Consider the following 12,048-nt stretch of genomic DNA (forward strand, 5'->3'; position numbering starts at 1 on the left):
TCCCTTTGAATACTGTTATTTAACGAATATCGGTCCACCTGGTCCAACAGGGATACCTAATAGGAACCAAATAATGACAAATACTGTCCACACAATACTTAGTGCGATTGAATACGGCATTAAACTAGAAAGTAAGGCTCCGAGTTTCATGCGTTTATCGTATTTTTGTGCATAAGTTAATAATAAAGGTAAGTACGGCATCATCGGTGTAATTGGATTGGTAATTGAATCTCCTACATGGTAAATGACTTGTGTGAATGCGGGATGAAAGCCGATAAGGATTAACATTGGTACGAATATCGGTCCTAAAATACCCCATTTAGCCGATGCGCTTCCGATTAACATGTTGACCATTGCACTCAGTACAATAATACCTAGTATCAATACAATACCGTTTTGATGTTCTAATAATTTGGCACCTTTAACAGCAGCGATAATTCCTAAATTACTCCACTTTAAATACGCAAGTAGCTGTGCTGCAAAAAACACAATAACGATAAATGTTCCCATTGATCCTACAGCATCGCCGAACATTTTACCTAAGTCTTTTGTATTTTTAATTTCTTTGCTTAAAATCCCATAAACTAATCCAGGTACTAAAAATACGACAAGAATAATTAATCCGACACCATTAATTAATGGCGCATCGTCTAGTAAGCTGCCTGTTTTAGCATTTCTTAAAAAACTATGTTCAGGAATAGCTGTAATAATTAATAAAATAATTGTGACTATGAAACTGATATTTGCCCATTTTAAAGCATGTGCTTCTTTGTCAGTAATATGTGAAGATGTTTCTTCATGGTCATCATGCATTAAACTGTCATCATATTTTCCTAATCTAGGAATAATGAGCTTAGTTGTAACTAGCAATATCGTAGGAAGTAATACAACGACACTCGCTGCGATAAAGTACCAGTTCATAGCAACGTTTGTTTTAATAGAATCTGAAACGATACGTGTTGCCGGTTCTGTAAATGAATAGACCAAAGCATCTTGCATACCAACAACTATATTTGCGGCAAAGCCACCTACAGCGGAAGCATATGCCATCGTTAGTCCAGCGATAGGGTGATAGCCAATTTTAATAAAAAGCATTGCTGCGAGCGGCGGCAAGATAATTGTAGCAGCATCGCCGGCTGTACTACCTAAAATACCAATTAATATAATAGTCGGTAAAATTAAGAAACGTGGTGCGCGATTCACAACAGAAATCATTAACTTGTCGAAGTATCCTGTTTTCTCTGCAACACCAATACCAATCATCACTGCTAGTACTAAGCCTAATGCTGGGAACTCTGAGAAATTTTTAATCGTATCATTCATTATCATCGTAAATCCATCATGGCTAATTATATTTTTAATATAAATGGTTTGATGCGTACCTGGATGCTTAACTGATACATTAAATAATGAGATAACCCACGTCATAATGGCTAAGCCCACACACATTAAAAAGAATAAGACGCTAGGATCTGGCAATTTATTTCCAATTTTTTCAACACTATTCAAGAAACGATTGACGATAGACCCCTTTTGTTGATGTTTTGATGTCATCAATGATTCCCCCCTTTGTTAAATATTTAAAGTGTAACAAAAAATACTCTCAAAAGTAACAATTTTCAGAAAATGAAAAGACTAATATTGTTAAATATTTTGAGTTATTCAATAGAAATTGTATAGCAGAGAGTAGCTAAGACTGCCTGGAGACTTATCTATTAGGTTTATGAAGCATTGAACAGTGGAAAATAAGGACTGTAAGTTTAAGATATGTTGTATAGGAGTGACTGAATGAAACGTTTGGAAAATAAAGTTGCAGTCGTAACAGGAGCAAGTACAGGTATCGGACAAGCTTCTGCAATCGCTTTAGCTCAAGAAGGTGCGTATGTATTGGCGGTAGACATAGCTGAAGCGGTATCGGAGACTGTCGATAAAATTAAAAGTAATGGTGACAATGCGAAGGCGTATAATGTGGATATTTCAGATGAACAACAAATTGACAATTTTGCATCAGAAATTAGAGAACAGATTGGGCATGTTGATGTATTATTTAATAATGCCGGTGTGGATAATGCGGCTGGTAGAATTCATGAGTATCCAACAGATGTATACGACAAGATTATGAATGTAGATATGCGTGGAACATTTTTGATGACGAAAATGATGTTACCTTTAATGATGACTAAAGGTGGCTCTATTGTTAACACATCTTCATTTTCAGGACAGGCAGCAGATTTGTATCGCTCAGGATATAATGCTGCGAAAGGCGCAGTGATTAATTTTACAAAATCAATCGCAATTGAGTATGGTCGTGATGGCATTCGATCCAATGCAATTGCACCAGGTACAATTGAAACCCCGTTAGTAGATAAACTGACAGGTACGAGTGAGGATGATGCAGGTAAAACATTTAGAGAAAATCAAAAATGGATGACTCCGCTGGGACGTTTAGGTAAACCAGAAGAAGTTGCTAAATTAGTAGTCTTCTTAGCATCTGACGACAGTTCATTCATAACTGGAGAGACGATTCGAATTGATGGTGGTGTGATGGCTTACACATGGCCTGGCGAGATGTTAAGTGATGATTCGTGGAAGCGGACATTGGAATAATTATTTAAAATCGATATCCAGTGGAAAAGAATTTGGCATGAAGTAGGCAATGTATGCATATTGTCGCAATGAAAGACATTTAAAGCGGAGATTAATTAATCTTTGAAAATCACATATTGTTCATTTGAAGTGTATTGCTTAAAGCTTGTTTTAACGTATTGTAGGTCGTGCATCTAATTTATCAGAATCTCGAGTTCAAACTTTTGGAGTATCTTTAAAATAAGCTGTATTTTGTCTATTCTAATAAATTAAGGAGAATTTTATGTTAAAAGAAAAAGAAAGTTTTAGATTGCTATATCAAGCTATAAGAGAGATTGCAGATAAAATTGGAGATAATCAGTTAGAAACTAATTCCGTTAGTTTATTATTATTGGACTTTGATTTTGAACATGAAGTATTTGATGAATTGTATCTTGTGATTTTAAAATATTTAAATACAGTAAGTATAGAGAACATAAGTCATAGTGAGCTTTTGAATTTAATAGAAAATACGATTCCAGAAGATTGAGAGATTAACACGTTTGTAAAAAATAAAATAATAATTGGCTTTGCTAATAATTACTTCCCTGAATTACAAGTATTAGCAAACGAAATAAAATCTGATATGGCTAGTTCATTAAAACAATGATATTTTTATTTAAATTTTTAAAGCTTTGTACGAAATTGTACAAAGCTTTTTTTGGTGCGTATTGTATGGGCAACAACTTGACGATGAAAATCCGTTACAGGATTGGTAATAGGAAATGTTAGCGAAAGACAAGGGTATCCATTGTAGATTAACAAAAGGACGTTTCCACAAGTGTGGGTTATTCTCACTAAAGCAATACGCAGAGACAACTTACGTAAAATTTTGAACTGACTAGAACGGAACTTCTACTCAATTATTGATAAAAATTTTCAAAAAGACTTGAATGTGCTGAGAATACGAAGTTTATGGAAGGATTATCAAAATATAAATGTGCTTTCATTTACAACCTTTATTGACAATGATTCTCAACTAATATAGTATATAATCAAATCGTAATAGTTACGATTTGTTTTCTGCAACTTTTTTGAAGTTTTAGTTGAGGTGAAAACAGTAAAAGCACCTAAGTGAATGAAGTTAACGGACAACTGCATTCACTTGTAGAGCCACAAGAAGCAACTTTAAATAAGGTTTACGGTTGCATGTTGATGCAACAACCGATTACTAAGTCATGCTTTCCACTTTGCGGGTTAGCATGACTTACCTAATAGATGGGAAACTATTAGGTTCATCTTCTAAAAAATCACTTAAAGTAAAAGAGCTAGAGGAATACAGTTGCTTGCTTCGCAACAACTGCATAAGAGCCTCTAGTAATTAAAATTACAGAGGCTCTAAAAATACATCTAAAGGAGTGTCGTATGAATCGGCAGGTTATAGAATTTTCTAAGTATAATCCTTCGGGGAATATGACGATACTTGTTCATTCAAAACATGATGCTAGTGAATATGCATCTATCGCCAATCAGTTGATGGCCGCAACACATGTATGTTGTGAACAGGTAGGCTTTATAGAATCAACACAAAATGATGATGGCAATGATTTCCATCTAGTTATGAGCGGTAATGAATTTTGCGGTAATGCGACGATGTCATATATACATCATTTGCAAGAAAGTCATTTGCTTAAAGACCAACAGTTTAAGGTGAAGGTGTCTGGCTGTTCGGATTTAGTGCAATGCGCAATTCATGATTGCCAATACTATGAAGTTCAAATGCCACAAGCCCATCGTGTTGTGCCAACAACAATTAATATGGGTAATCATTCATGGAAAGCAATAGAAATTATTTATGAAACATATGTACATTATGTGATTCCAGTTAAACAAGTAACAACAGAAATTCAACATTTGGTTGAAACGTATGTGCGTAAGCATCAATGGAATCACAAATATAAAACAGTAGGTATGATGCTTTTTGATGAACAACGTCAATTTTTACAGCCATTAATCTATATACCAGAAATCCAAAGTTTAATTTGGGAAAATAGCTGTGGTTCTGGTACAGCATCAATTGGGGTTTTTAATAATTATCAACGTAATGACGCATGCAAAGATTTTACAGTACATCAGCCAGGGGGCAGTATTTTAGTGACATCAAAGCGATGTCATCAATTGGGATATCAAACTTCAATTAAAGGACAGGTTACAACTGTAGCTACAGGAAAAGCATATATAGAATAAGGAGCCTACAATGAATAACTTTAATAATGAAATCAAATTGATATTACAACAATATATAGAAAAGTTTGAAGCGCATTACGAGCGTGTATTACAAGACGATCAATATATCGAAGCATTAGAAACATTGATGGATGACTATAGTGAATTTATTTTAAATCCTATTTATGAACAACAATTTAATGCTTGGCGTGACGTTGAAGAAAAAGCACAATTAATAAAATCACTGCAATATATTACAGCGCAGTGTGTTAAACAAGTGGAAGTCATTAGAGCGAGACGTCTATTAGACGGACAGGCGTCTACCACAGGTTACTTTGACAATATAGAACATTGTATTGATGAAGAGTTTGGACAATGTAGTATCACTAGCAATGACAAATTATTGTTAGTTGGTTCAGGTGCATATCCAATGACGTTAATTCAAGTAGCAAAAGAAACAGGTGCTTCAGTAATCGGTATTGATATTGATCCACAAGCCGTTGACCTAGGGCGCAGAATCGTTAACGTCTTAGCACCAAATGAAGATATAACAATTACGGATCAAAAGGTATCTGAACTTAAAGATATCAAAGATGTGACGCATATCATATTCAGCTCGACAATTCCTTTAAAGTACAGCATTTTAGAAGAATTATATGATTTAACAAATGAAAATGTCGTAGTTGCAATGCGCTTTGGTGATGGCATCAAAGCAATATTTAATTATCCGTCACAAGAAACAGCGGAAGATAAGTGGCAATGTGTGAATAAACATATGAGATCACAGCAAATTTTTGATATAGCACTTTATAAAAAAGCAGCTATAAAGGTAGGTATTACGGATGTCTAAATTATTAATGATAGGCACTGGTCCGGTCGCAATCCAATTAGCGAATATTTGCTATTTAAAATCAGATTATGAGATTGATATGGTTGGACGTGCCTCAACATCAGAAAAATCAAAACGCTTATATCAAGCGTATAAAAAAGAGAAACAATTTGAAGTCAAAATACAAAACGAGGCGCATCAACATCTGGAAGGTAAGTTTGAAATTAATCGTTTGTATAAAGATGTTAAAAACGTTAAGGGTGAATACGAAACGGTTGTCATGGCATGCACAGCAGATGCTTATTATGACACACTACAGCAATTGTCGTTAGAAACTTTGCAAAGTGTCAAACATGTCATTTTAATTTCACCGACATTTGGATCGCAAATGATTGTGGAACAATTTATGTCTAAGTTCAGTCAGGATATCGAAGTGATTTCATTTTCAACTTATCTTGGCGATACACGTATTGTTGATAAAGAAGCACCTAATCATGTGTTGACAACAGGTGTAAAAAAGAAATTGTACATGGGATCGACACATTCAAACTCAACAATGTGTCAACGAATCTCTGCTTTAGCTGAGCAATTGAAGATTCAATTAGAAGTCGTTGAATCGCCACTGCATGCTGAAACGCGAAACAGTTCGCTTTATGTGCACCCACCACTATTTATGAATGACTTTTCATTGAAAGCCATTTTCGAAGGAACGGATGTACCGGTTTATGTGTATAAGTTATTTCCTGAAGGACCGATAACGATGACACTAATCCGTGAAATGCGTTTAATGTGGAAGGAAATGATGGCTATTTTACAAGCATTTAGAGTGCCGTCAGTCAACCTGCTTCAATTTATGGTGAAGGAAAATTATCCAGTACGTCCTGAAACTTTGGATGAAGGTGATATTGAGCATTTCGAAATCTTGCCAGATATCTTACAAGAATATCTGCTTTATGTAAGATATACCGCAATCCTCATTGATCCATTTTCACAGCCAGACGAAAACGGACATTACTTTGATTTTTCAGCTGTACCATTTAAGCAAGTCTATAAAAATGAACAGGATGTTGTTCAAATTCCAAGAATGCCAAGTGAGGATTATTACAGAACGGCGATGATTCAGCATATTGGGAAAATGCTAGGTATCAAAACGCCAATGATTGATCAGTTCCTAACTCGCTATGAAGCAAGTTGCCAGGCGTACAAGGATATGCACCAAGATCAACAACTATCTTCTCAATTTAATACAAATCTATTTGAAGGAGATAAAGCACTCGTCACAAAATTTTTGGAAATCAATAGAACGCTTTCATAATAAGGGTTTGAAGTTTTATAATAGAAAAAAATTATTGAATTATGTTTGACATTTACATAAAAATAAGCAAATAATTGAGAAAAATAATCATTACGATTTGATTAAGTAATGCAACTTATCAATTTAGAAAGAGGAAAAGCAAATGAGAAAACTAACTAAAATGAGTGCAATGTTACTTGCATCAGGGCTAATTTTAACTGGTTGTGGCGGTAATAAAGGTTTAGAGGAGAAAAAAGAAAACAAGCAATTAACGTATACGACGGTTAAAGATATCGGGGATATGAACCCGCATGTTTACGGTGGATCGATGTCTGCTGAAAGTATGATATACGAGCCGCTTGTACGTAACACGAAAGATGGAATTAAGCCTTTACTAGCTAAAAAATGGGATGTGTCTGAAGATGGGAAGACATATACATTCCATTTGAGAGATGACGTTAAATTCCATGATGGTACACCATTTGATGCTGACGCAGTTAAGAAAAATATTGATGCGGTTCAACAAAATAAAAAATTGCATTCTTGGTTAAAGATTTCAACATTAATTGACAATGTTAAAGTTAAAGATAAGTACACGGTTGAATTGAATTTGAAAGAAGCATATCAACCTGCATTGGCTGAATTAGCGATGCCTCGTCCATATGTATTTGTGTCTCCAAAAGACTTTAAAAACGGTACAACAAAAGATGGCGTTAAAAAGTTCGATGGTACTGGTCCATTTAAATTAGGTGAACACAAAAAAGATGAGTCTGCAGACTTTAACAAAAATGATCAATACTGGGGCGAAAAGTCTAAACTTAACAAAGTACAAGCAAAAGTAATGCCTGCTGGTGAAACAGCATTCCTATCAATGAAAAAAGGTGAAACGAACTTTGCCTTCACAGATGATAGAGGTACGGATAGCTTAGACAAAGACTCTTTAAAACAATTGAAAGATACAGGTGACTATCAAGTTAAGCGTAGTCAACCTATGAATACGAAAATGTTAGTTGTCAATTCTGGTAAAAAAGATAACGCTGTCAGTGACAAAACAGTCAGACAAGCGATTGGTCATATGGTAAACAGAGATAAAATTGCCAAAGAAATTTTAGATGGTCAAGAAAAACCAGCAACTCAATTATTTGCGAAAAATGTAACAGACATTAATTTCGATATGCCAACACGTAAGTATGACCTTAAAAAAGCAGAATCATTATTAGATGAAGCTGGTTGGAAGAAAGGTAAAGACAGCGATGTTCGTCAAAAAGATGGTAAAAACCTTGAAATGGCAATGTACTATGACAAAGGTTCTTCAAGTCAAAAAGAACAAGCAGAATACTTACAAGCAGAATTTAAGAAAATGGGTATTAAGTTAAACATCAATGGCGAAACATCAGATAAAATTGCTGAACGTCGTACTTCTGGTGATTATGACTTAATGTTCAACCAAACTTGGGGATTATTGTACGATCCACAAAGTACTATTGCAGCATTTAAAGCGAAAAATGGTTATGAAAGTGCAACATCAGGCATTGAGAATAAAGATAAAATATACAACAGCATTGATGACGCATTTAAAATCCAAAACGGTAAAGAGCGTTCAGACGCTTATAAAAACATTTTGAAACAAGTTGATGATGAAGGTATCTTTATCCCTATTTCACACGGTAGTATGACAATTGTTGCGCCGAAAGATTTAGAAAAAGTATCATTCACACAATCACAGTATGAATTACCATTCAATGAAATGCAGTATAAATAAAGGAGCGTTTAGATGTTCAAATTTATCTTAAAACGTATTGCGCTCATGTTTCCATTGATGATTGTAGTAAGTTTTATGACATTTCTATTGACGTATATTACAAATGAAAATCCAGCTGTGACAATTTTACATGCACAAGGAACGCCAAATGTAACACCAGAGTTGATTGCAGAAACGAATGAGAAGTACGGTTTCAATGATCCATTATTAATTCAATATAAAAATTGGTTACTTGAAGCGATGCAATTTAATTTTGGTACAAGCTACATTACAGGTGATCCTGTTGCTGAACGCATTGGTCCAGCATTTATGAATACATTGAAATTAACAATAATTTCAAGTGTTATGGTGATGATTACATCAATTATTTTAGGTGTAGTTAGTGCTTTAAAAAGAGGAAAGTTCACTGATCGTGCGATACGTTCAGTGGCTTTCTTTCTAACTGCATTACCATCATATTGGATAGCTTCAATACTTATTATTTACGTTTCAGTGAAGTTAAACATATTGCCGACTTCTGGATTAACAGGTCCAGAAAGTTACATATTGCCAGTGATCGTTATTACGATTGCCTATGCTGGTATTTACTTTAGAAATGTTAGACGTTCGATGGTGGAACAATTAAATGAAGATTATGTACTTTATTTAAGAGCAAGCGGTGTGAAATCTATCACATTAATGTTGCATGTGTTGCGTAATGCTTTACAAGTTGCGGTATCAATCTTTTGTATGTCTATACCAATGATAATGGGTGGACTAGTTGTTATCGAGTATATCTTTGCATGGCCTGGACTAGGTCAATTAAGTTTAAAAGCAATACTTGAACACGATTTTCCAGTCATTCAAGCATATGTATTAATTGTAGCGGTATTATTTATTGTATTTAATACATTAGCAGATATCATTAATGCGCTATTAAATCCAAGACTAAGGGAGGGCGCACGATGATAATTTTAAAACGATTATTACAAGATAAAGGTGCAGTGATTGCTTTAGGCATTATTGTATTATATGTCTTTTTAGGATTAGCAGCACCACTTGTGACATTTTATGATCCTAACCATATCGATACAGCAAACAAATTTGCTGGTATGAGTTTTCAACATTTACTAGGTACGGACCATTTAGGTAGAGATATTTTAACTAGGTTAATTTATGCGATTAGACCAAGTTTGTTATATGTCTTTGTTGCACTATTTGTTTCTGTACTTATTGGATCTATTTTAGGATTCTTATCAGGATATTTCCAAGGGTTTGTTGACGCCTTAATCATGCGTGCGTGTGATGTTATGTTGGCATTCCCAAGTTATGTTGTAACGTTAGCATTAATTGCATTGTTTGGTATGGGTGCCGAAAATATTATCATGGCATTTATTTTGACGCGTTGGGCATGGTTCTGTCGTGTTATACGTACAAGTGTTATGCAGTACACTGCTTCTGACCATGTAAGATTTGCTAAAACAATCGGTATGAATGATATGAAAATTATTCACAAACATATTATGCCGTTAACATTAGCAGATATTGCTATTATCTCTAGTAGCTCGATGTGTTCAATGATCTTGCAAATATCTGGCTTTTCATTTTTAGGATTAGGTGTCAAAGCGCCTACTGCAGAGTGGGGCATGATGCTTAACGAAGCTAGAAAAGTGATGTTTACACATCCTGAAATGATGTTTGCGCCAGGTATTGCCATAGTGATTATAGTGATGGCATTTAACTTCTTATCCGATGCTTTACAAATTGCCATTGATCCCCGCATCTCTTCTAAAGATAAACTTCGTTCTGTGAAAAAAGGAGTGGTGCAATCATGACATTGTTAACAGTTAAGCATTTGACGATTACAGATACTTGGACAGATCAACCACTCGTGAGTGATGTGAATTTTACATTAACTAAGGGTGAAACTTTAGGCGTTATTGGAGAAAGTGGTAGCGGTAAATCAATTACATGCAAATCGATTGTAGGTTTAAATCCAGAACGATTACGCGTAACAGGTGATATAACCTTTGATGGTAAGCCAATGTTGTCGTTATCGGAAGCACAATTGAAAAAATACCGTGGTAAAGATATTGCGATGGTCATGCAACAAGGTAGTCGTGCCTTTGACCCATCAACTACTGTCGGTAAACAAATGTTTGAGACTATGAAAGTACATACGTCAATGTCTACACAAGAAATTGAAAAGACATTGATTGAATATATGGATTATTTAAGTTTGAAAGATCCTAAACGTATATTAAAATCATACCCTTACATGTTATCAGGAGGAATGTTACAGCGATTGATGATTGCTTTAGCGTTAGCTTTGAAACCAAAGTTAATCATTGCTGATGAGCCGACAACGGCTTTAGATACAATTACACAATATGATGTACTGGAAGCATTTATAGATATTAAAAAACACTTTGACTGTGCGATGATTTTCATTTCACATGATTTAACGGTTATTAACAAGATTGCAGACCGTGTTGTTGTGATGAAAAATGGTCAACTTATTGAACAAGGGACACGTGAATCAGTCTTGCATCATCCAGAACATGTTTATACGAAGTATTTATTATCAACGAAGAAGAAGATTAATGATCATTTTAAACATGTGATGAGGGGTGATGTACATGATTAAAATTAAAGATGTTGAAAAGTCATATCAAAGCGCACATGTTTTTAAGCGTCGTCGAACACCTATCGTGAAAGGTGTGTCATTTGAGTGTCCAATCGGTGCGACGATTGCGATTATCGGAGAAAGTGGTAGCGGTAAATCGACGTTGAGTCGTATGATATTAGGTATTGAGAAACCGGATAAAGGCTGTGTAACCTTAAATGATCTACCGATGCATAAGAAGAAAGTCAGACGTCATCAAATTGGTGCTGTATTTCAAGATTATACGTCATCATTACACCCATTTCAGACTGTTAGAGAAATCTTATTTGAAGTGATGTGTCAATGTGATGGACAACCTAAAGAAGTTATGGAAGTCCAAGCAATTACATTGTTGGAAGAAGTCGGTCTATCTAAGGCATATATGGATAAATATCCTAATATGTTATCAGGTGGAGAAGCGCAGCGTGTTGCGATTGCGCGTGCAATATGTATTAACCCTAAATATATTTTGTTTGATGAAGCCATTAGTTCACTCGACATGTCAATTCAAACACAAATATTAGATTTATTGATTCATTTACGTGAAACGCGTCAGTTGAGTTATATTTTTATCACACATGATATTCAAGCTGCCACGTATTTATGTGATCAATTAATTATTTTTAAAAACGGAAAAATAGAAGAACAAATTCCGACAAGCGCATTGCATAAAAGTGACAATGCTTATACAAGAGAATTAATAGAAAAACAACTATCATTCTAAGGAG

Annotated in this window: 10 protein-coding genes and 1 pseudogene; 10 read left to right on the top strand and 1 reads right to left on the bottom strand. The window is 34.8% G+C overall.

Annotation, left to right across the window (positions count from 1 at the left end):
- Window positions 1-15: 15 nt before the first annotated feature.
- The gene (locus tag JQN76_RS04985) at window positions 16-1,554 is read right to left on the bottom strand and encodes an AbgT family transporter (protein WP_205397784.1); all 1,539 of its coding nucleotides are present in this window, start codon (window positions 1,552-1,554) and stop codon (window positions 16-18) included.
- Between the two features lie 234 nt (window positions 1,555-1,788).
- Between JQN76_RS04985 and JQN76_RS04990 the strand changes: the two genes are divergently transcribed.
- The 10 genes and pseudogenes from JQN76_RS04990 (at window position 1,789) to JQN76_RS05035 (ending at window position 12,044) form a co-directional block, all read left to right on the top strand.
- Window positions 1,789-2,607: an SDR family oxidoreductase gene (locus tag JQN76_RS04990; RefSeq protein WP_000824941.1), complete on the top strand. Its 819-nt coding sequence runs from the start codon at window positions 1,789-1,791 to the stop codon at window positions 2,605-2,607.
- Window positions 2,608-2,869: 262 nt separating this feature from the next.
- Window positions 2,870-3,235 (top strand): annotated as a pseudogene (locus JQN76_RS04995) (hypothetical protein).
- Between the two features lie 755 nt (window positions 3,236-3,990).
- The gene (cntK, locus tag JQN76_RS05000; protein WP_001081686.1) at window positions 3,991-4,812 is read left to right on the top strand and encodes a histidine racemase CntK; all 822 of its coding nucleotides are present in this window, start codon (window positions 3,991-3,993) and stop codon (window positions 4,810-4,812) included.
- Window positions 4,813-4,822: 10 nt separating this feature from the next.
- Window positions 4,823-5,641, top strand: coding sequence for a D-histidine (S)-2-aminobutanoyltransferase CntL (gene cntL, locus JQN76_RS05005; RefSeq protein ID WP_001058838.1), 819 nt, complete (start codon window positions 4,823-4,825; stop codon window positions 5,639-5,641).
- Complete coding sequence (gene cntM / locus JQN76_RS05010) at window positions 5,634-6,935, top strand: staphylopine dehydrogenase CntM (RefSeq protein ID WP_000040588.1); 1,302 nt, start codon at window positions 5,634-5,636, stop codon at window positions 6,933-6,935. The genes cntL and cntM overlap by 8 nt, the downstream gene beginning before the upstream one ends.
- Before the next feature lie 142 nt (window positions 6,936-7,077).
- Complete coding sequence (gene cntA, locus JQN76_RS05015; protein ID WP_001836952.1) at window positions 7,078-8,676, top strand: staphylopine-dependent metal ABC transporter substrate-binding lipoprotein CntA; 1,599 nt, start codon at window positions 7,078-7,080, stop codon at window positions 8,674-8,676.
- A gap of 12 nt (window positions 8,677-8,688) precedes the next feature.
- Window positions 8,689-9,624, top strand: a complete 936-nt coding sequence (opp1B, locus tag JQN76_RS05020) for a nickel/cobalt ABC transporter permease (RefSeq protein ID WP_000472235.1) — start codon at window positions 8,689-8,691, stop codon at window positions 9,622-9,624.
- A complete protein-coding gene (gene cntC, locus JQN76_RS05025) occupies window positions 9,621-10,490 on the top strand; it encodes a staphylopine uptake ABC transporter permease subunit CntC (RefSeq protein WP_000584765.1) in 870 nt (289 codons plus the stop codon). Before opp1B ends, cntC begins: the two co-directional genes overlap by 4 nt.
- Window positions 10,487-11,302: a staphylopine uptake ABC transporter ATP-binding protein CntD gene (gene cntD, locus JQN76_RS05030; RefSeq protein WP_000173875.1), complete on the top strand. Its 816-nt coding sequence runs from the start codon at window positions 10,487-10,489 to the stop codon at window positions 11,300-11,302. The genes cntC and cntD overlap by 4 nt, the downstream gene beginning before the upstream one ends.
- Window positions 11,295-12,044, top strand: a complete 750-nt coding sequence (locus JQN76_RS05035) for an ABC transporter ATP-binding protein (RefSeq protein WP_000590512.1) — start codon at window positions 11,295-11,297, stop codon at window positions 12,042-12,044. Before cntD ends, JQN76_RS05035 begins: the two co-directional genes overlap by 8 nt.
- The last annotated feature ends 4 nt before the right edge of the window (window positions 12,045-12,048 follow it).

This window comes from Staphylococcus sp. SM3655, from assembly GCF_016917315.1.
GTDB lineage: Bacteria > Bacillota > Bacilli > Staphylococcales > Staphylococcaceae > Staphylococcus > Staphylococcus aureus.

Bases quoted from the DNA above. Each gene is read 5' to 3' on its own strand.
- cntL (WP_001058838.1), top strand. From the start codon at position 4,823: ATGAATAACTTTAATAATGAAATCAAATTGATATTACAACAATATATA.
- cntK (WP_001081686.1), top strand. From the start codon at position 3,991: ATGAATCGGCAGGTTATAGAATTTTCTAAGTATAATCCTTCGGGGAAT.
- JQN76_RS04985 (WP_205397784.1), bottom strand. From the start codon at position 1,554: ATGACATCAAAACATCAACAAAAGGGGTCTATCGTCAATCGTTTCTTG.
- cntM (WP_000040588.1), top strand. From the start codon at position 5,634: ATGTCTAAATTATTAATGATAGGCACTGGTCCGGTCGCAATCCAATTA.
- cntA (WP_001836952.1), top strand. From the start codon at position 7,078: ATGAGAAAACTAACTAAAATGAGTGCAATGTTACTTGCATCAGGGCTA.
- cntD (WP_000173875.1), top strand. From the start codon at position 10,487: ATGACATTGTTAACAGTTAAGCATTTGACGATTACAGATACTTGGACA.
- JQN76_RS05035 (WP_000590512.1), top strand. From the start codon at position 11,295: ATGATTAAAATTAAAGATGTTGAAAAGTCATATCAAAGCGCACATGTT.
- JQN76_RS04990 (WP_000824941.1), top strand. From the start codon at position 1,789: ATGAAACGTTTGGAAAATAAAGTTGCAGTCGTAACAGGAGCAAGTACA.
- opp1B (WP_000472235.1), top strand. From the start codon at position 8,689: ATGTTCAAATTTATCTTAAAACGTATTGCGCTCATGTTTCCATTGATG.
- cntC (WP_000584765.1), top strand. From the start codon at position 9,621: ATGATAATTTTAAAACGATTATTACAAGATAAAGGTGCAGTGATTGCT.